Origin of the sequence: Rhizobium sp. BK112 (assembly GCF_014193215.1) — a bacterium.
Taxonomy (GTDB): Bacteria; Pseudomonadota; Alphaproteobacteria; order Rhizobiales; family Rhizobiaceae; genus Rhizobium; species Rhizobium anhuiense.
Genome location: NZ_JACHYZ010000002.1, coordinates 13,661 through 32,102, shown reverse-complemented (window position 1 = coordinate 32,102; position 18,442 = coordinate 13,661). Strand labels below are relative to the sequence as shown.

Below are 18,442 nucleotides of genomic sequence, written 5' to 3'. Positions count from 1 at the left end.
GACCTGAACGACCGCTGAGAAATCCATGTAAATTGACCCCTGACGTCCCGGCCACATCGGCTGAAACTGTGTCTGGCCAGTTGCGTGCTCTGCGCTGGGATCGCCTTCCGGCACTCTGTTGGTCACACGTTCGCCCAATTTGGCCTGCAAGCCGTCCTGGCAATGCCGCGCTGCGTTCCAGCAGTCAATGTTAAATCGCCCGTCAGTCTTATGGCCTGAGTTGTGGAACCGTTGAAAGGCAGCTGTAAAATGTGCCCTTTAGTCGAATCACCGTCGAAATGAGAAGCGGATGGACATCGCTCTCCTTCTCGCCGGCTTCATCGGACGAATGGTAAAATAAGCAATAACCCTAAAACACCCGATGAACCTTGCGGCCCCTCCGCTGCTCTTCAGGTCGTATCTCGCTGTGGATAGAAGCGCGTCTAAGGCGAGTAGTTTTCATTTCACCCTGATGCTGGTTGCATATTGACCGGTCTCACGGTACGAAATCCTGGGAGGCCAAATATCGAGGCCCAAATGATTACGCATCGTCAAGATATCGACGGCCTGCGTGCCGTAGCCGTAATTTTTGTGATTCTTTATCACTGCGGATTTGACCGCATTCTCCCCGGTGGATTTATCGGGGTGGACATTTTTTTCGTGATCTCGGGCTACCTGATTACCAAAATCATTCTTGCTGACGTTGGGGATGGCCGATTCTCGATTGGCAACTTTTATAGTCGCCGCGCAAAACGAATTCTTCCCGCTGTCGTGGTCATGTATGCCGTTGTGATGGCGGCTTCTTATTTTACGATGCTGCCCGACGAAAGCTTGCGGGTCTTTAAGTCCGTCACTTCCTCAGCGCTTTTTGCCTCAAATGCTTATTTCTATTTTACAACTGGATATTTCGATGATTCCTCGGAATTCAATCCAGTCCTGCACACATGGTCGTTGTCGGTCGAAGAGCAGTTCTACGTCTTTTTTCCCCTGATCGTCATGCTGGCAAGCCGATATGGGCGCAGGGCAACCGGGATGGCCATAGCCGGGCTTTTTGCGGTCAGTATCATTGCTTCCATTATCACTGTTCCAATCAACCGCTCCGCAGCCTTTTATCTTGTACAGTATCGCGCCTGGGAACTGCTCGTCGGCGCTCTCATCGCAGGACCGGCACTGCCGAAATTCGCTGATGCGCGGATCAACGATGTGCTTTCGGCAATCGGTGCTTTGCTCATCTGCCTCAGCGCATTGCTGCTGTCGAAGACGTCCGAGTTTCCCGGATTGACGGCGTTGCCCGCGACCGCAGGCACGGCGCTGATCATCTGGACCGGCCCAGGCACACTTGTCAGCAAGCTACTCTCATTGAGGGTCGCCACTGCCATAGGCTTGATCTCATACTCCCTCTATCTGTGGCATTGGCCGATTTGGGTGTTTTCGAACCAGTACGGGGCATGGGAGCATGGCTGGCAATTGGTGCCGATCGCTTTGAGTCTCGTCGTCGCATATGTTTCGTGGCGATTTGTCGAAACGCCGTTCCGAACAATGAGATACCGACCTGCCGTGTCCGTAGCCGCCGGGGCTGCTTCAATCGCATCGGTAGCAATGCTGGCATTTGTCGGGCAACTCGCGGCCGATCAAATGAAAGAGGACAACACGGCCGTTGAACGGGTGGCGGAATTTGCTGACTACGACCCTTCGAAGGCCTTTCGCAGTGGACAATGCTTCCTCACGTCAAACGACGGCATCGAAAAATATGATCGTGATGCCTGCCTGGCGCTATCAGACAATCAGCAAAACATAGCGCTTGTCGGTGATAGTCACGCCGCTCATCTATATCCCGGACTAAGGGCGCTTTCGGGGGCCAATGTCATTCAAGCGAACGCATCAGGATGTCGTCCCACTCTCGACGCCGAAGGCGAAGAACGCTGCATCGAACTCATGAACTACATGTTCAAGGATTTCTTGCCGAGCCATAAAGTCGATGTTCTCGTATTGGCTGGACGCTGGACAAAAGATGACGCGAAACTCATCAGGAAGACGGTGGATTACCTATCACCGTTTGCCAAAAAGATCGTCGTCTTCGGACCAGTGGCAGAGTATAAATCATCCCTGCCGCGGCTGCTCGCACACAGTCTCTACGACAAGCAACCATTTAAAGCCGCCGATCATCTGGTGCCTCGACAACACATCGGTCTGGACATTCAAGACGCGTTGGCCGGAAGCGGGGCAACATACATCTCTACCTATAAGACGATGTGCAACCCAGATTGTGTGGTGTGGACAAAAAGCGGAGACCCAGTCCAATTCGACTATGGGCACTTCACCGCCGACGGCTCCCGCATTCTGATTTCAAGAGTTAAGCAGGCTCTCGTCGTTCAGCGATAAAGGCATGCCCATCATCGCGCTTTTAGTTGAACTAATCCTTCGATAGCGGTGCAGCAGGGATTAAGGCGAGGGCATGTGGCGGATGTTTGAATATTCGGACATTCAGATTGTAAACCGCCCATCTTTCAGAAACGACAGGGTTTGGCGCCACATCGTCCTGTTGACGGGTAAGAAAGTGTGGTTGGCGGGAATGACGATATGCGCCACGGCGCCGTCGAGACGTGTGCTCTCCACCGAAACCTTTCCATCATTCGGAACCCTGAGGCCGATGACAAGGGAAGAGACCGGGTCAATGGTCCGATTGCCGGCGATGATGCCAAGTTCGTAATCGACCGTGCCGAACAGCTTCGCCATTGCGGTCTGATCGGTAATCAGCTGCTGGCCTGCCGGTCCATAGACCTTCCTGTATAAGGACCAGCCCTTGAGGAAATCGGCGATCTGGCTGCCGTTGTTCGGCGTTCCGACCATGACCACTCTACCGAGGTTGGCTGGGCGATAACGCGTGAGAAACGCCCGGATGATCAGCCCGCCCATCGAATAACCGACGAAATGGAGATGGCCGTCTCCTGCCGCCGTCGCAGCGCCGTCGATCTCCGGTCGAACGATGTCGACGAGGTCGCTGATCGAAAACCTGGTGGAGGGGTAACCGACATTCACAACCCGATAACCGTGGCCGGACAGGAAGCCGGCGAGCTTCTCCATGCTCTTCTTCGTCCGGGCAATGCCGTGAAAAAGGATGACTGTGTCGTTCATCATCTGTCCGCTCAACGCGCCGCTATCGATCAAGCCCCTATCCTCTAGCGTGCAAGCGTGAAGCTTGTCGATCGATGCCGGAGAGTTTCGTCGTGCCGTGCGCCTTCTCCAACGCCGGAGCATGGAGGGCGGAAGCGATCAAGCAGATGATCGAGCGGGGGGCGCTTATTCTCACGCCCCCCACAAGCATCTTTGTTCTTACTTCGAGATGGCTACCGCTGCCTCATCGATAAAGGCTGCGACCTCCAGAGGCTTTGAATGCGGCAAGGCATGACTTGCCTCCAAGGTCACGACTTTCCGAGCATTGAGACGAGTCGACATTGCTGCCTGGTTTCCAGGAGCAATCATTCTGTCTTCGCTTGCTATTTGATACCAGGACGGCTTCTTCCTCCAAGCTGGAGCGGTGATGACGTCGCCAAAGGTGCCTGCAAGCGGCGCTTTTTGGGTGGCCGCCAAAACGAAAGCATCTTCGAGGGATATATCCTGGCAGAAGCTTTCGTGAAATTTGTCGGCCTTGAGCCATAGGTAGCTGTCGCTGTCCGGCTCGATATTGGCCATTGCCGCAGGCGGATGCCGTTGCGTGATAGCGCCTGGACTTTCACCTTCGTCGGGAGCGAATGCGGCGATATAGACAAGCCCCGCGACATTCGGTTGATCTCCCGCTTCGGTGATGACCGCGCCACCGTAGGAATGACCGACGAGCAGAACCGGTCCCTTCTGCTGGGCCACCATCTTGCGTGTCCGTTCAGCGTCCTCAGCAAGCGACGTCAACGGCAGTTCGACGGCGCGAACGGATTGATAACCCCTCCGCGCCAGTTCGAGTATGACCTTGCCCCAATGTGCGGCTCCACCCCAAAAGCCATGCACCAGAATGATCGTAGGTTTATTACTCATAGTTTTCTCCTATTTCGTGGAAAGAGCGACACGGCCTGATCGGCGACAACGGAATCCGAGCATCTTTTTCGCCTCCTTCCTCCACCGTCGACGGAGTTGGCGGCTTATTCCGCTGACCAACGAGCGGCCCTATATATACATCCAAATGCTTTAATTGATTGCATTCAATATAGCTAGGCCGTTCCGATTGATGCGATAAGGCATCTTGACGCAGACCTCCCTCGGAAGCGAGCCGCTTCCATTGCCAGGCGCTGCCAGCACCAGAAGGCGGGTGCGAGTCTGAGCACCCATCCCAAAACCCCGGCGTAAACGGGTTGCCGGGGCTCACGCCACAAGTATTATGCTTCCTCATGCTGATTGACGCGCAATTGAATGCATCTGTTTTGAACTTTCGTGCATTCGATTTTTGCACTCGATCGCCTATAAAATCAGCTCTAAAACTTTCTCCTTCAAAATTGATAGCATAATTGAATGTATTATCCGTTAATTTGATTGCTATTTATGCATAATCAATCTGGCATGTGGCTTGCAATTGGATGGATGCTCCCCGGATGGGGATCGGATTTCAAACCAAGGAGCCATCCATGCCCGCAGTGACCAAGCCCGCCAATCAAAAAGGCGACTTTCTTGTCAATTACGAGGAAAAGGTTTTTGAGGACGTACAGGCCGGCGAAGGGGAAAAAGCCCTCGTCACCTTCCATACCGTGGCGTTCGAAGGATCGATCGGATTCGTCAACCTGCTGCAGGCGACGCGCCTGAAGCGGAAGGGGTTCGAGACCTCGGTCCTTCTCTACGGCCCGGGCGTCACGCTCGGCGTCCAGCGCGGTTTTCCGACGCTCGGCGCGGAGGCCTTTCCCGGCCATCTGAATTTCAACAACCAGATCGTCAAGTTCATGGAAGAAGGTGGCAAGGTCTATGCATGCCGTTTTGCCCTTCAGGCGCTTTACGGCCATGGCGAAGGCGCATTGATCCCCGGCATCACGCCGATCAGTCCGCTCGACGTTCTCGACTTGATCCTGATCCATCGCCGCGACGGCGCCTTCATCCTCGACACCTGGACGCTCTGAGCAGCAACCGCCCCAAAGAATAGGGGGCGGAGTCCTGGCGCTCCGCCTCCCCGCCCGTCAATCGAGGATTTCGTCATGGAGAAAAAAACGAGCGTCCGGGTTGCCGCCGCGCAGATCGCGCCGGATCTGACCTCGCGCGAGAAAACCTTGGCCCGCGTGCTGGATGCAATTCGTGAAGCGGCGACCAAAGGCGCCGAGCTGATCGTCTTTCCCGAAACCTTCGTCCCCTGGTACCCCTATTTTTCTTTCGTGCTGCCGCCCGTTCTCTCCGGCAAGGAGCATGTGCGACTTTACGAGGAAGCCGTCACGGTGCCGAGTGCCGCCACCGATGCCGTCTCGGCAGCCGCCCGCGAACATGGCATCGTCGTAGCGCTTGGCGTCAACGAGCGCGACCACGGATCGCTCTATAATGCCCAGCTGCTGTTTGATGCCGATGGCACACTCCTCCTCAAGCGTCGCAAGATCACCCCGACTTTTCACGAGCGGATGATCTGGGGCCAGGGCGACGCCTCCGGTCTGAAGGTGGTCGACAGCGCCGTCGGACGCCTTGGCGCGCTGGCCTGCTGGGAGCACTACAACCCTCTGGCCCGCTACGCCCTGATGGCGCAGCACGAGGACATCCATATCGCCCAGTTTCCGGGCTCGATGGTCGGGCCGATTTTTGCCGACCAGATGGAAGTCACCATCCGCCACCACGCGCTGGAAAGCGGCTGCTTCGTGGTCAATGCCACGGGCTGGCTGACCGACGAGCAGATCGCTTCCATTGCTCCCGACGCGGGCCTGCAGAAGGCCCTGCGCGGCGGCTGCATGACTGCGATCATCTCGCCCGAAGGCAAACACGTCGTGCCGCCGCTGACGGAAGGCGAAGGCATCCTGATCGCCGATCTCGACATGAGCCTGATCGTGAAGCGCAAGCGGATGATGGATTCGGTCGGCCATTATGCCCGGCCCGAGCTGCTGCATCTTGTCATGGATGGCCGCGCCACGGCGCCGATGGTCACCACCACCCAGCCGTCCCTCCCCACAGCCGAAGCAAGGACCCTTTCCGATGGAGAATACGACACATCTGCCGACCGAGATTCTGATCAACGAATTGCAGTCCTACGGAGCCCGGCTCGTTGACCCCAAGGCCGGACATGAAAGCCGCCGCGGTGGTGCCGGACCTTCCGACCACAAGGCGCTGACCATTGACGGCATGACGGTGATGGTGCCGGTTCACACCGCACCTGCATTCGAGAGTCCCTATCTGGTGGAAAAGCCGGATGATATGGGCCGCAGCCGTATCAGCCGGGATGGCAGGGTGCTGGGTGAGGTTTCCTTTCCTTTGCGCCCACGCTTCTACGAGCGCTCGACCGCCGACGGCATTCCCTATTCGCAGATCGCGGTTCTGCACGGCAAGGACGTGCTCGCCACGACCGTGCTGCAGACCTGCATCCGCTATCAGAGCCGCAGCAAGACCTGTCAGTTCTGCGCCATCGGCCAATCGCTGGCAGCCGGCCGCACCATCGCCCACAAGACGCCGGAGCAGCTCGCGGAAGTCGCCAAGGCCGCCGTCGAACTGGACGGCGTCAAACATATGGTGATGACCACCGGCACGCCGAAGGGCGACGACCGCGGCGCTGCGATCCTCGCCGACAGCGCCCGCGCCATCAAGGCGGCCGTCGATATTCCCATCCAGGCGCAATGCGAGCCGCCGGAGGACGATATCTGGTTCACCCGCATGAAGGAGGCCGGCGTCGATGCCCTCGGGATGCATCTGGAAGCCGTGACGCCGGAGGTCCGTGCCCGCATCATGCCGGGCAAGGCGCAGGTCTCGATCGCCAAATACATGGCCTCGTTCAGGGCCGCGGTGGAGGTCTTCGGGCGCGGCCAGGTCTCGACCTATATCCTGGCGGGGCTCGGCGACAGCCGTGAGGCCATTCTGGATATCTGCGAAAATCTGGTTGCGCTTGGCGTCTATCCCTTCGTCGTGCCCTTCGTGCCGATTTCCGGCACTCCGCTCGAAAGCCACCCGGCGCCCAGGCCTGACTTCATGCACTCGATCCTCGGCCCCTTGTCCAAGATGCTGGTCGACAGCGGCTTGAAGGCCGTCGACATCAAGGCCGGCTGCGGCAAATGCGGCGCCTGCTCCGCCCTTTCCACCTATGAAAGGATGCTCACCAAATGATGCTCGAAGCCTTTGCTCCCTATCGCTCGAGCGAATTCCAGGTGAAATTCGCGACCTCCGCCTGGGAGCGCAGCCAGGCGCATGCGCTGCGCCGTGCCGTCTTCTGCGAGGAACAGCGGATCTTCGAAAGCGATGACCGCGACGCGATCGACGATTACGCCATCCCGATCGTGGCTCTCTCCATGCTGGGCATTGCCGCCGACCAGCTTGTGGGAACGGTGCGCATCCATCAGGCCGAACCCGGCATCTGGTGGGGATCAAGACTGGCGGTCCATCCGGATTTTCGCAAGATCGGCGCCTTGGGGGCGACCCTGATCAAGCTCGCCGTGTCCTCCGCCAATGCGATCGGATGCCACACGTTCCTCGCCAATGTGCAGGTTCAGAACGGCCTGCTGTTTCGGAGGCTGCACTGGGATGTCATCGAGGAGTTCGAGGTCTATGGCAAGCCGCATCTCAGGATGAAGGCCGACCTTGCCTATTATCCGCCTTGCGTCACACCCGAGGCAGGCTTCACCGCCCTTTCCAGAAAGGCGGCGTGAAGATGGTCGCGATCGACATCAAGGCCCTGGCGGCCAAACTCTCGACGAGCGGCGGCATCGCCGCCAAGCAGGATATCGGCACGATCGCCGCAAGGCTCGGCCTGCAGGGGCAGCAGATTGCCGTCGGCGACGATTGCGCCGCGCTGCCCGATGGCGACGGTCATCTGCTTTTTGCCATCGAAGGGTTCATGAACGAGTTCGTCGCCGCCGACCCCTGGTTTGCCGGCTGGTGCGGCGTCATGGTCAATATCTCCGACGTCGTTGCCATGGGCGGCCGGCCGATCGCCGTGGTTGATGCCGTCTGGGCCGATGGCGAAGCTGGCGCGACACTCGTTCTGGATGGCATGCGGGCGGCATCCAGCGCCTTTGGCGTGCCGATCGTCGGCGGCCACACCAATATGCGCACCGAACGCGGCCAATTGTCGGTCGCCATTCTCGGTCGCGCCAAGACACTGCTGACGAGCTTCGATGCAAGGCCGGGCGATGTGCTGGTTGCGGCGATCGACCATCGCGGCCGTTACCGCGAACCCTTCAACAACTGGGAGGCCGCCACCGATGCCGCGCCGGCGCGCCTGCGCGTCGACCTCGAGCTGCTGCCCGAGATCGCCGAGGCCGGGCTCGCGCTGTCTGCGAAGGATATCAGCCAGGGCGGCATCATCGGCACCGCCATCATGCTGGCCGAATGTTCGCATGTCGGCATCGATATCGACGTCGCCGCCATTCCTCTGCCGGCCGGTGTCGCTCTCGATCGCTGGCTCGTCACCTTTCCGAGCTTCGGCTATCTGCTCTCGGTCGCGCCGGAACATGCGGCCGATGTCGTCACCCGCTTCACCGCGCGCGGCATCAGCGCCGCGGTCATCGGCGCGGTCGTGGCTGGTGCGGAGGTCGCACTGGTCGATGGCGAGACCCGCGCAGTGGTGCGCAATCATGCCGAGACACCGCTGCTGCAGCTCGGTCGACAGGATGCCGCCGCATGAACCTTCCGTCGCACCGAACCTTGCGCATTGCGATGCTGACCCATTCCACCAACCCGCGTGGCGGCGTGGTTCATGCCATGCAGCTTTCGGAAGCGCTGACCTCGCTTGGCCATGAGGTGGTCCTGCATGCGCCCGATGCCAAGGGGGCGGGCTTTTTTCGTCAGCCCTCCTGCGGCACCGCCTGTATTGCCGCGGCGCCGGCATCCCCGGATATGACGGAAATGGTCGAGCAGCGGATCGCCGATTATATCGGCTATTTCCGGAAAGCCGGAACCAATGGCTTCGACCTGTTCCACGCCCATGACGGCATTTCCGGCAATGCGCTGGCGACCCTCAAGCTGGAGGGCCTGATCCCGAGTTTTGCCCGCACCGTCCACCACATCGACCAGTTCGCCGATCCGCGCCTGATGGCTCTGCAGGATCGCGCGATCGATGTGGCCGATCTCTTCTTCGCCGTCAGCCGCCTCTGGCGGGACAAGCTCAGAGAGGATCGCGGCATCGAGGCGACAATAGTCGGCAATGGCGTCGACACCAACCGCTTCTCGCCTGCCTGGAACGGCGAGCAGGTCGCTCTGCGCGACAGGCTGCAGCTCGGAAACGGGCCGATCTTCCTCAGTGTCGGCGGCATCGAGGCGCGAAAGAACACCCTCGGCATTCTCGAAGCCTTTCGTCAGGTCCGCGCCATCCGGCCGGATGCCCAGCTTGTCATTGCCGGCGGCGCCTCTCTCCTGGACCATGGCGACTATCAGGAGGAGTTCCGCTCTCACCTCGCCTGCCTCGGTCGGGACGCAGCAGCTGTGCATATCACCGGTGCGATCGCGGATGCCGACATGCCGAGCCTCTACCGGCTGGCGGATGCGCTGGTGTTCCCCTCGCTCAAAGAGGGCTTCGGCCTCGTCGTTCTGGAAGCCATGGCCAGCGGTATTCCGGTCGTGACATCCTCGATTGCACCCTTCACCGAATATCTGGGTCCCGGCGATGCGATCTGGTGCGATCCGCATCATCCAGTCTCCATTGCCGAAGGCATGGCGCTGGCGCTGGTCGCACCGATCCGCGAGCAGATCATCCCCCGTGGTCTCGAGGTTGCCGCCCGCCATGGCTGGCACCAAACCGCAACAGCCCATCTTGCCCGCTATCACACGCTGCTGGAGGCCGACCATGCCTGAAATGCGGTTCGTCATTGCCTGGCCGGATGGCCGCAAGGAGACCTGTTACTCGCCCTCCCTGGTGATCAAGGACTATTTCGCCGAGGGCCAAAACTATCCGCTGGCCGACTTTCTCGATCGCAGCCGCACGGCACTGACCATCGCCAGCGACAGGGTCAAGGCGAAATACGGCTATCCCTGTTCGCTAGCGCTCGGCCAGCTGTCGCGCATCGAACAGGCCGCCACTCCCTATCTCACCGACGCAGAGGCCGAAGTCCGCTGCGAAAGCTTCATCCTTTGAAAGGACCCACCATGACCACACCATCCCTCAAGAGCCATTACAGCGCGGTTGTCATCGGCGGCGGCCAGGCCGGGCTCTCGGCCTCTCACTATCTGAAGAGGCACGGCATTGATCACGTGGTTTTCGAGAAGAAGACCGTTGCGCATAAATGGAAGAACGAACGCTGGGACGCCTTCTGCCTGGTGACGCCGAACTGGCAATGCCAGCTTCCGGACCATTCCTATGACGGCACGGATCCGCACGGTTTTATGGTCAAGGACGAGATACTCGCCTATGTCGATCGCTTCGTGAAGAAGGTCGACGCGCCGGTCTTCGAGCAAACCAGCGTGACGTCGCTCGAAAAGCATGGCGGCCTCTTCCGGCTCGAGACCTCAGCTGGCGCGGTGACAGCCGATGCCGTGGTGATCGCCACCAGCCTCTATGCAGATCCGGCCATTCCGCGTGCGGCCGAGCGCCTGCCCGAGGACATCATGCAGCTCCACACCGCCGCCTACCGCAATGCCGACCAACTGCCGGAGGGCGGCGTCATCGTGGTCGGCTCCGGCCAGTCCGGCTGCCAGATCGCCGAGGATCTGTATCTTGCCGGCCGCAAGGTGCATCTCGTCACCGGCAACGCGCCGCGTTGCGCCCGGTTCTATCGCGGTCGCGATGTGGTCGACTGGCTTTCCGATATCGGCCAGTACGACATCACGGTCGAACATGATGGCATGACGAAGAAGAAGCACGACACCAACCATTACCTGACCGGACGCGACGGCGGACGCGATATCGATCTGCGCAAATTCGCGCTGGAGGGTATGATGCTTTATGGCCGCATGTCCGGCGTCGCCGCCGGCCGGATGCTGTTCGAGCCGAACCTGAAGGCCAATCTCGACAGTGCCGACCGTGTCTATAACGGTATCAATGCCCTGATTGACCGGCATATCGCCGAAAAAGGCATCGAGGCTCCGGCCGGATCCCCCTATGTCCCCGTCTGGGAGCCTGGGGCGGAGATTGTCGAACTCGATCTGAAGGCGGAGGGGATCACCTCGGTCATCTGGGCCACGGGTTTCAGTCCGGATTGGTCCTTCGTCGGCCTGCCGATCTTCGACGGCAACGCCTACCCCGTTCACCGCCGCGGCGTTACCGTCGTCGATGGCGTCTACGTGCTCGGACTTCCCTGGCTCTGGACCTGGGGTTCCGGGCGGTTCCTCAGCGTCGGCAAGGATGCCGAACATGTGGTCGGGCATCTCGCAGCTCGGCTTTCGGCACAGGCATCCTCTCTCAAGCAAGCGGTCAGTGCCTGATGATGAGCGCAGCCCTTCTCGATTTTCCGCCCGCAGGACCTTCGGCACGCGACTTGATGGAACGTGCCCTTGATCCGCATGTGCTTCTCGGCATGCCGCATTTGAATGGAAACGGGCTGTCGGAGACCTGGCTGATGAAGGAACTCGGCCATCGTCACTGGCTGATGCTCGCCCGTCACCTCGGGCTCGACAATGCGGATTTCAGAACGGCCGATGGAGAGGAAGCCTATGCCGCGATCTGTGCAACGTCCCTGACGGATGCCCATTTCGCCATCGTGCAGGCAAATGACATTTTGACGATCCACTCGAAGCTGTCCGCAGTCTCGCGAACCCGAACGTCGACCCGACACGAGTTGTCTCTGCACGGACGAAGCGTCGGCGCGGTGGAACTCATCTCTACCTTCGTTCACAGAACGATCAAAGACAACAATCACTCGATCGCGCGTGTGACGTTGCCTGAGCGGCAGGGACGGCGCTTCCAGCCCAGTCCTCTGGCCCAGAACGCTGTGGACATCCGGAATGGACGGTTAGGCACGCATTTCGGGTTTTCCGTCCTCGCTCACAGGGCGCTCCGAACCTTTAAGTTTGATCCCAGCGCTTCGCAGGAGTTCAACGGCGCAGGATTGTTTTATTTTGCCGAGTATCAGGCACTCGCCGACCGCGCCCTGGAAAACTGGTTTCCCTGCAAGGGACCGGTCGTCCGTAAGGACGTTTTCTTCCTTGGAAATATCGAACGAAATGAAAGTGTTTTCTTCGACCTTATCGATTTTTCCGACGAGCAAAAAACTGTCCATGGGCAGCTACGACGCGAGAATGGGAAAGTGATCGCCAAAATATTCAGCGCGTGGACATATCTTCGCTGAGTCATCGTCCCGCAATGCCTGCTTTGTGTCGTTTGAAACGGAGAAGGACAATGGGATGGCGAGCGGAGCGCGCTTGATGCGGCGTGCCGCTAGTGATCTAGTGGATGACAAATGGAGGTGAACTTCAGCAGTTCGGTTCATTCGACCGCCGCTAGAAAAAGAAAAACGAGCACGTGACGACCAGCATCAGACATATCGCCAAACTTGCAGGAACGTCGGTCTCTTCGGTTTCGCGCGTGCTCAACAACAGCGGTTATGCCTCGCCTGAGCTCCGAGACCGCGTCGAGGCGGCGATCCGTGCACTGAACTACACGCCCAGCAAGGGCGCACGCATGTTGCGCGGTGCGCCAAGCCGGATGATCGGACTGATGCTACCGTCGATCGAGGTGCCCTTCTTCGGCATCCTGGCCCATGCCATCGAACAGGAATTGTTTCAGCACGGCTATCAGACGCTGATCTGCAGCACGGCGGAAAATATGGAGCACGAGGCGCGTTATATCTCGATGCTGCTCGCCCAGCGCGTCGACGGCGTCATCGTCGCCAGCGCCTTCGGCAGCATCGAGCACTTCGGGGTGCTGCGGGACGCTCGCATTCCGATCATCGCCATTGACCGCGAGCTGAACGGCATCGCAGACGACGCTGTCATGGCCGATCACGAGGAAGGCGGGCGGCTGATGGCGCGCCATCTGATCGGCCTCGGCCACCGGGCGATCGCCATCGTCGGCGCGCCGGCGCACAGCCAGCCCATCCAGCTTCGCCTTCAAGGCATCACCGCGGAAATGGCGAAAAACGGCATCGCGCCTGCCGTCGTGGCAATGGCGGAAGAGCACAGCTTTGCCGAGACCTACCGGCTGGCGCGAGAATTGCTGGCGTCTCGGCCTGATATCACCGCCATCATCGGCACGACCGACGTTTCAGCGATTGCCGCCATCCATGCTATCCAGGATCGCGGATTTTCGGTTCCGAACGACTATTCGGTTGTCGGCTTCGACGACCTGCCGGAAGCAGCCTACGTCTTTCCGCGGCTGACAACGGTTGCACAGCCGATCCGCGATGTCGGGCAGCAGGCAGCACGCCTGTTGGAAGCGCTGATCGACGAGCACCAGACCGGGGACGAATCCCGACAGGCTGCGATCGTAAAGGTGCCGGTCACGCTGATCGAGCGCGATTCCACCGGCCCCGTCCGCAGTTGAGCAGGTGGGTCTCGAGGCTAAGGCCGGACGATGACCTTGATCTCGCCGGGCAATGGCGCGTTGCCCACCACCTCGGCGACCTGCTCGAGGCCGATGGTTCTGGTGACCAATGCATCCAGCTCCAACACTCCGCTGGCGACCATTGCCGCAGCCCGCGAATGGGTGAAGGGATTGAGGTAGGCCGGCCTGATATCGACTTCGTTTATCAGCAGATCGAAGGGCAGAACCGGCACCTCGACACCCGCCGGCGTCACCCCGAAAAGCACGAAGGCGCCACCGCGCCGCGCCATTTTCAGACCGCTTTGAAGCGTGTCGCTGACGCCGGCGCATTCGATGACCACGTCGGCGCCGCCTTTGGTGACCTCTCGAACGGACGCGATCGTGTCAGAAGAGGCCGGGTCGAAGGCGTGCGTCGCCCCCAGGCGCAGAGCCGTTTGGCGTCTTGATTGCTGCCGCGTGATCAAAATGATCTCGCTCGCCCCCGCCAGGCGGGCCAGCTGCACCATGAGCAGGCCAATCACGCCGCCGCCGAGGATGGCGACGCTGTCGCCAGGACGGATCCCTGCCTTGTCGATGGCGTGGAGACAACAGGCCAGCGGTTCGCTGAAGGCGCCGTGAACGGGATCGAGGTCGGTCGGCAGCACGAAGGCCTGCGCGTGCGGCACTGCCACATATTCGGCGAAGCCGCCATCCCGTGTCACACCGATGGCGGTCAGGCGCTCGCACAAGTTCGGCCGCGCCCGCGTGCAAGCCGGACAGGTGCCGCAGGCGATATTCGGGTCGACCGTCACCAACTCGCCGCCGGTAAACCGTGTCACACCATCGCCGATCTCTTCGACGATGCCGCAGAATTCGTGGCCCAGCGTGACGGGGATCGCCGTCGGATATTCGCCCTTGTACATGTGGCGATCGGAACCGCAGATGCCCGCGGCTGCGACCCGGACAAGCAGCTCGCCCGGCCCGGCGACCGGTTTTTCGACACTGCGCATGGTCAAAGACCCGATCGACTCCAAGCGTACAGCCTTCATTCCACTCCTCCAGAACCCCAAGTTCGATTGCCTATTGCCGCAGATGAAGCGAAGCGTCAGCTCATGACATTGCCGCCATCGACATTGTAGCACTGCGCCACGATGTATGCTGCATCGGGGCCGGCCAGGAAGGCTGCCATGGCCGCTTGTTCCTGGGGGGCGCCAAATCGTCCGGCGGGAACGGCGGCAGCCACGCGGCGCTTGACGTCGCCGGGTTTCAAACCTTCGCGGCTGCCGAGTTTTGCATCGACGACATCCCACATCGGCGTATCGACGACACCGGGAGCGATGGCGTTGACGTTGATCCCGTAGCGGATCAGCTCCAGGGCGCAGCTTTGCGTGATGCTGATGACGGCCGCCTTGGAGGCGCAGTAAGCCACCGCCGGCCCCTCGCCCCGACGTCCCGCCTGGGACGAGAAGTTGATGATGCGTCCACCTTCCCCTCTCTCCACCATGTGCCGGGCGACGGCCTGCGTCATGAAGATCAGGCCTTCGATATTGACCTGAAAGACCCTCGCGGTCCGCTCCCGGGATATATCCAGAATGGACTCGACGTCGTAAATGCCGGCGGCGTTGACCAGGATGTCGATCTGACCGGCGGTTGATATCGTGAAGCGCACAGCTTCTTCGATGCTGTCCTGGCTGGTCACGTCAAGCGCCACACCCCAGGCATGAGGGCCGATCGCCTGCGCCACCCGTGCGCAGCGTTCGCCGTCGAGATCCGCCACGACAACCCTGGCGCCTTCGGCGGTGAAACGTTCGCAGACCGCTTTGCCGATGCCGCTCGCGCCTCCCGTGACCAGTGCCACCTTGCCGGAGAGCCGTCCCGTTTCCGCATAGGTCATCGCCCTGCCTCCCTGGTCGCGCCCAAATCGGCAAAGGTGCCGTGCACGGCTGCCATATCGAATAGCTTCATCTCTGCTCCTCCATTCTGACTGGATGGTGATCGGCGCCGCGCTCTCGTGAGCCGACGCCGATGGGCTAAGCGGATTGCGGGTGCGTCTCCTTCGCCTCGCGAAGGAGGACAGACATGTCGGGGATGCCATCGGTGGCCGTCGCACCCGCGAGGCAACGCGCAGCCGCAGCATGGGCGACGGCGCAGATATGCTCGACAGGCCAGTTCTCATGCAGGCCGTAGAGCACGGCGGCACAGAAGGCGTCTCCCGCGCCGACCGTGCTGACGATATCATGGGGATCAACCGGTCGTGACCGCGTCATGACCGAGGAAGCGCCCGGCGCAAACCAGAAGCAGATTTCCGGCGCATGGATGATCGCACCCTTCGCGACGCCCGCGGCAAGCAGGCGCTCGCCCGCTTCCAGAAGCCCCGCCTCGACCAAGTCTCCCTTTGCATCGCGAACGACAACGCCGGTTGCCCGGGCCGCCTCCATCTCGTTGATGATCAGGTAATCGCAGAAGGGCAGAGCGACGCCGACCTTGGCTGCAAATTCCGGGTCCTCGCTCGATACGAAGTCCACGCAGGTCGTCAGCCCGGCGCGGCGCGCGGCCTCCAGCAGGCGCGATGCTCCCGAACGGCCATCGGGGCCGATGCGGTCGAGACCCGGCAACAGCAGGAGATAACCGAGATAGAACAGCCGATAGCCGGCCTCAGCGAAGGTCGCGGGTGAGACATGTTTGTCGGTGACCGCATCGTTGGCGCCACCATGATAGAAGAAGGTGCGGTTTTGACCGGGCACATTCATGACATGCGTATGCGCCGTGACGCGGTCGGCCAGCGCCGTCAACCCACCGACATCGACGCCGGCGGCCGTAAGGCGGGCCTTGACGATCTCCCCGTCCTGATCAGCACCGATGCACCCGGCCGCTGCCAGCTGTCCAGGAAATCCGAGCGAGGCCAGATCGGTGACGACATTGGCCGCCCCGCCCCCCACACCCAGATCCTGGTGCAGGATATGCGCAAGATTGCCCTGTTCGGGCCAATAGGACAGGGTGTGGACACGATCGACGATGAAGTTTCCCGCGCAGACGATGCCGCCCTGCTTCTGACTGTCGCGATGTTGAACCGCCTCCCGGCTTCGCATCAGCTGGCTCCCTCGTTCCACAAGGGTCTGAGCGGCGGCTCGTCCTCCTCAATCGCGGCAAAGCGCCCGATCGGCTCCAGGAAGACATTATCGCTGTTGTCGTCGTTGACCTGGCTGACCTCGCCGACAAGTACGGGTCCGCTGTCTTTCCTGCCGTAGAAGCGGTGGTAAAGCCCGGTGCGGATCGTCACGCTCTGGCCGGGCTGGAGAACCAGCGGCTCCCATGCGGCGAGCCGGTGCGGCAGCCCGTCGACCGGAACCGTCACATCCTCCTTCAGCACATTGCCATCGGTATCGGTTGCGGCGAATTCGATGACGAGATCGCCGCCGGCGCGATTGATGATGTCTTCCATCTTCGCCGCATGGCGGTGCGTCGGCGTGAGCTGCCCTTCCCCAACGAAGAGCAGCTTTTCGGCATAGGTCCGCTCCCCCTCGACATCAACGATGCCATTGCGCAGGCAAAACAGCACGAGGCCGCATTCGGCAAACCGGTTCGAGCCGAAATCGGTGACATCCCAACCCAGCTGATGGGAGCGCAAATAGGCCGATGCCGCCGGATGAGCGGCAAAATCCGCCGCCGTCCAATAGCCCCATGCCGGCAGGGACCAATGCCAGCGCTCGAGAGTTTCGGTTGCCCGCCGCAACGCGGCGTTGATCTCGGAGCGCTGCATCAGACGGACGCCCCGTCATAGGCGACCGGCACCACCACGTCCTCGCGGCCGGATTTGAGGGCTGCCGTCAGGACGGCATGATGCGCCTGCGCCTCCGCCGGCGTCGCGCAACCGAAACCGTTGGCATCGCCGCCGGCAAGCTCGTCGACGAAGGCCGCCCACATCTGCTGTATGGCGTCGGCAAAACCGAATTCGAAGATCTTGCCTGTTATGGCCGGAAACAGCGAGCCATAGCCGAGATCCTCGGTGCTCCAGGCCTGCGCACCGCCATTATAATCCATCCACTGCCACTGGCGCGGAGACTTCGTGCTGAAGAATGCGCTCTTCTTCATGCCGAGAACGCGGATGTACCAGCTGTTGGATTCGCCGGGCGCGATGCGCCAGGTTTTCAGCACCATCGGAAAATCCTGATCTGCAGTGCGCACGCGGCTGCTGATCGTGGCATTGTCCCAGGTGGTGCAGGGCAGCATGCCGCCCTTGCCGTCGGGACGTTCGGTGACCTTTTTGACCAATTGCGCATGCAGTGTGGTCGGGCGCCAGCCGAGACGCAGCGGCACGTGCAGCACATGCATGCCGAGATCACCCATGCAGCCATAATTGCCGTTGATCTCGGCCATCCGCTTCCAGTTGATCGGCTTCTGCCGGTCGATATCCGAAGAATGCAGGAACCCCGCCTCGACTTCGAGGATATCTCCCATCTCGCCGCTTTTTGCGAGCGCGATGACCTTCTGTGCACCGGGGAAGAACGGCATTTCCGACGAGCAGCGGACCAGGAGGTCGGGATGCTCGGCTAGAACCGCCATGATCTCCCGGTTCTGAGCGGCGTCCATGCCGAAGGGCTTTTCACCGAGAAGATGTTTTCCGGCCTTCAGAACGTCGATATAGAATTGCTGGTGCAGCACATGCGGGACGGCGCAATAGACCGCATCGACCTCGGGATTGGCCAGAAGCTCCTTATAGTCGGCGGTGAACTGGCGAACAGTCGGCACATGATCCCTGAACCAGTCAAGCAGCGTCGTGTTGGTGTCGCAGACGGCGACGATTTCCGGTCGCGCCTTCACATCAGCCAGGTGCAGCCAGCGCGCCGCGGCACTGGCGAATTCGCGTCCCATCAGACCGCAGCCGATGACGCCGAAGCGGAATGTTTTCGTCATGAC

18 protein-coding genes are annotated in these 18,442 nt (G+C 60.7%); 11 read left to right on the top strand and 7 right to left on the bottom strand.

Features of this window, described 5'->3' with window-relative positions; genetic code table 11:
- The first annotated feature begins 516 nt into the window (after window positions 1-516).
- A complete protein-coding gene (locus tag FHT75_RS05380) occupies window positions 517-2,361 on the top strand; it encodes an acyltransferase family protein (protein WP_028755595.1) in 1,845 nt (614 codons plus the stop codon).
- Between the two features lie 102 nt (window positions 2,362-2,463).
- Here the strand turns inward: FHT75_RS05380 and FHT75_RS05375 are convergent, their stop codons facing one another.
- Together FHT75_RS05375 and FHT75_RS05370 are read right to left on the bottom strand one after the other, a co-directional pair.
- Window positions 2,464-3,114, bottom strand: coding sequence for an esterase/lipase family protein (locus tag FHT75_RS05375; protein ID WP_028755596.1), 651 nt, complete (start codon window positions 3,112-3,114; stop codon window positions 2,464-2,466).
- A gap of 198 nt (window positions 3,115-3,312) precedes the next feature.
- On the bottom strand, window positions 3,313-4,008 hold the full coding sequence (locus FHT75_RS05370; RefSeq protein ID WP_028756274.1) for an alpha/beta hydrolase: 696 nt from the start codon (window positions 4,006-4,008) through the stop codon (window positions 3,313-3,315).
- A gap of 584 nt (window positions 4,009-4,592) precedes the next feature.
- On the opposite strand from FHT75_RS05370, the gene FHT75_RS05365 reads away from it, so the two are divergent.
- The 10 genes from FHT75_RS05365 to FHT75_RS05320 all read left to right on the top strand — a co-directional run bounded on the left by FHT75_RS05365 (window position 4,593) and on the right by FHT75_RS05320 (window position 13,546).
- Window positions 4,593-5,075, top strand: a complete 483-nt coding sequence (locus tag FHT75_RS05365; RefSeq protein WP_003521909.1) for an MSMEG_0572/Sll0783 family nitrogen starvation response protein — start codon at window positions 4,593-4,595, stop codon at window positions 5,073-5,075.
- Between the two features lie 75 nt (window positions 5,076-5,150).
- Window positions 5,151-6,197, top strand: coding sequence for a Nit6803 family nitrilase (locus FHT75_RS05360; RefSeq protein WP_028757318.1), 1,047 nt, complete (start codon window positions 5,151-5,153; stop codon window positions 6,195-6,197).
- Window positions 6,124-7,242, top strand: coding sequence for an MSMEG_0568 family radical SAM protein (locus tag FHT75_RS05355; RefSeq protein ID WP_028756272.1), 1,119 nt, complete (start codon window positions 6,124-6,126; stop codon window positions 7,240-7,242). The genes FHT75_RS05360 and FHT75_RS05355 overlap by 74 nt, the downstream gene beginning before the upstream one ends.
- Window positions 7,239-7,781 (top strand): MSMEG_0567/Sll0786 family nitrogen starvation N-acetyltransferase, encoded by a 543-nt coding sequence (locus FHT75_RS05350; protein ID WP_028756271.1) that lies wholly within the window; start codon window positions 7,239-7,241, stop codon window positions 7,779-7,781. Before FHT75_RS05355 ends, FHT75_RS05350 begins: the two co-directional genes overlap by 4 nt.
- Window positions 7,782-7,783: 2 nt before the next feature.
- Window positions 7,784-8,758, top strand: coding sequence for a sll0787 family AIR synthase-like protein (locus FHT75_RS05345; protein ID WP_028756270.1), 975 nt, complete (start codon window positions 7,784-7,786; stop codon window positions 8,756-8,758).
- The gene (locus tag FHT75_RS05340) at window positions 8,755-9,924 is read left to right on the top strand and encodes an MSMEG_0565 family glycosyltransferase (protein WP_028756269.1); all 1,170 of its coding nucleotides are present in this window, start codon (window positions 8,755-8,757) and stop codon (window positions 9,922-9,924) included. Before FHT75_RS05345 ends, FHT75_RS05340 begins: the two co-directional genes overlap by 4 nt.
- On the top strand, window positions 9,917-10,204 hold the full coding sequence (locus tag FHT75_RS05335; RefSeq protein ID WP_028756268.1) for an MSMEG_0570 family nitrogen starvation response protein: 288 nt from the start codon (window positions 9,917-9,919) through the stop codon (window positions 10,202-10,204). The genes FHT75_RS05340 and FHT75_RS05335 overlap by 8 nt, the downstream gene beginning before the upstream one ends.
- A gap of 11 nt (window positions 10,205-10,215) precedes the next feature.
- Complete coding sequence (locus FHT75_RS05330; protein WP_063476327.1) at window positions 10,216-11,490, top strand: MSMEG_0569 family flavin-dependent oxidoreductase; 1,275 nt, start codon at window positions 10,216-10,218, stop codon at window positions 11,488-11,490.
- A gap of 2 nt (window positions 11,491-11,492) precedes the next feature.
- Window positions 11,493-12,353: a Pnap_2097 family protein gene (locus FHT75_RS05325; RefSeq protein ID WP_063476682.1), complete on the top strand. Its 861-nt coding sequence runs from the start codon at window positions 11,493-11,495 to the stop codon at window positions 12,351-12,353.
- Between the two features lie 173 nt (window positions 12,354-12,526).
- On the top strand, window positions 12,527-13,546 hold the full coding sequence (locus FHT75_RS05320; RefSeq protein WP_047615194.1) for a LacI family DNA-binding transcriptional regulator: 1,020 nt from the start codon (window positions 12,527-12,529) through the stop codon (window positions 13,544-13,546).
- Window positions 13,547-13,563: 17 nt separating this feature from the next.
- On the opposite strand, the gene FHT75_RS05315 is transcribed toward FHT75_RS05320, so the two are convergent.
- The 5 genes from FHT75_RS05315 to FHT75_RS05295 form a co-directional block, all read right to left on the bottom strand.
- Window positions 13,564-14,574, bottom strand: a complete 1,011-nt coding sequence (locus FHT75_RS05315; RefSeq protein ID WP_063476326.1) for a zinc-dependent alcohol dehydrogenase family protein — start codon at window positions 14,572-14,574, stop codon at window positions 13,564-13,566.
- A gap of 56 nt (window positions 14,575-14,630) precedes the next feature.
- Window positions 14,631-15,419 carry an L-iditol 2-dehydrogenase gene (locus tag FHT75_RS05310; protein WP_063476325.1) on the bottom strand — a complete coding sequence of 263 codons (789 nt, stop codon included), beginning with the start codon at window positions 15,417-15,419 and terminating at the stop codon, window positions 14,631-14,633.
- A gap of 136 nt (window positions 15,420-15,555) precedes the next feature.
- A complete protein-coding gene (locus FHT75_RS05305; protein ID WP_063476324.1) occupies window positions 15,556-16,614 on the bottom strand; it encodes a carbohydrate kinase family protein in 1,059 nt (352 codons plus the stop codon).
- Window positions 16,614-17,285 carry a D-lyxose/D-mannose family sugar isomerase gene (locus FHT75_RS05300; RefSeq protein WP_063476323.1) on the bottom strand — a complete coding sequence of 224 codons (672 nt, stop codon included), beginning with the start codon at window positions 17,283-17,285 and terminating at the stop codon, window positions 16,614-16,616. The genes FHT75_RS05305 and FHT75_RS05300 overlap by 1 nt, the downstream gene beginning before the upstream one ends.
- On the bottom strand, window positions 17,285-18,439 hold the full coding sequence (locus tag FHT75_RS05295) for a Gfo/Idh/MocA family protein (protein WP_063476322.1): 1,155 nt from the start codon (window positions 18,437-18,439) through the stop codon (window positions 17,285-17,287). The genes FHT75_RS05300 and FHT75_RS05295 overlap by 1 nt, the downstream gene beginning before the upstream one ends.
- Window positions 18,440-18,442: the final 3 nt, after the last annotated feature.

Excerpts from the sequence above, each read along its gene's own strand:
- FHT75_RS05375 (WP_028755596.1), bottom strand. The coding sequence starts at position 3,114 with ATGAACGACACAGTCATCCTTTTTCACGGCATTGCCCGGACGAAGAAG.
- FHT75_RS05345 (WP_028756270.1), top strand. The coding sequence starts at position 7,784 with ATGGTCGCGATCGACATCAAGGCCCTGGCGGCCAAACTCTCGACGAGC.
- FHT75_RS05350 (WP_028756271.1), top strand. The coding sequence starts at position 7,239 with ATGATGCTCGAAGCCTTTGCTCCCTATCGCTCGAGCGAATTCCAGGTG.
- FHT75_RS05300 (WP_063476323.1), bottom strand. The coding sequence starts at position 17,285 with ATGCAGCGCTCCGAGATCAACGCCGCGTTGCGGCGGGCAACCGAAACT.
- FHT75_RS05355 (WP_028756272.1), top strand. The coding sequence starts at position 6,124 with ATGGAGAATACGACACATCTGCCGACCGAGATTCTGATCAACGAATTG.
- FHT75_RS05295 (WP_063476322.1), bottom strand. The coding sequence starts at position 18,439 with ATGACGAAAACATTCCGCTTCGGCGTCATCGGCTGCGGTCTGATGGGA.
- FHT75_RS05380 (WP_028755595.1), top strand. The coding sequence starts at position 517 with ATGATTACGCATCGTCAAGATATCGACGGCCTGCGTGCCGTAGCCGTA.
- FHT75_RS05315 (WP_063476326.1), bottom strand. The coding sequence starts at position 14,574 with ATGAAGGCTGTACGCTTGGAGTCGATCGGGTCTTTGACCATGCGCAGT.
- FHT75_RS05370 (WP_028756274.1), bottom strand. The coding sequence starts at position 4,008 with ATGAGTAATAAACCTACGATCATTCTGGTGCATGGCTTTTGGGGTGGA.
- FHT75_RS05360 (WP_028757318.1), top strand. The coding sequence starts at position 5,151 with ATGGAGAAAAAAACGAGCGTCCGGGTTGCCGCCGCGCAGATCGCGCCG.
- FHT75_RS05310 (WP_063476325.1), bottom strand. The coding sequence starts at position 15,419 with ATGACCTATGCGGAAACGGGACGGCTCTCCGGCAAGGTGGCACTGGTC.
- FHT75_RS05335 (WP_028756268.1), top strand. The coding sequence starts at position 9,917 with ATGCCTGAAATGCGGTTCGTCATTGCCTGGCCGGATGGCCGCAAGGAG.
- FHT75_RS05365 (WP_003521909.1), top strand. The coding sequence starts at position 4,593 with ATGCCCGCAGTGACCAAGCCCGCCAATCAAAAAGGCGACTTTCTTGTC.
- FHT75_RS05325 (WP_063476682.1), top strand. The coding sequence starts at position 11,493 with ATGAGCGCAGCCCTTCTCGATTTTCCGCCCGCAGGACCTTCGGCACGC.
- FHT75_RS05340 (WP_028756269.1), top strand. The coding sequence starts at position 8,755 with ATGAACCTTCCGTCGCACCGAACCTTGCGCATTGCGATGCTGACCCAT.
- FHT75_RS05305 (WP_063476324.1), bottom strand. The coding sequence starts at position 16,614 with ATGCGAAGCCGGGAGGCGGTTCAACATCGCGACAGTCAGAAGCAGGGC.
- FHT75_RS05330 (WP_063476327.1), top strand. The coding sequence starts at position 10,216 with ATGACCACACCATCCCTCAAGAGCCATTACAGCGCGGTTGTCATCGGC.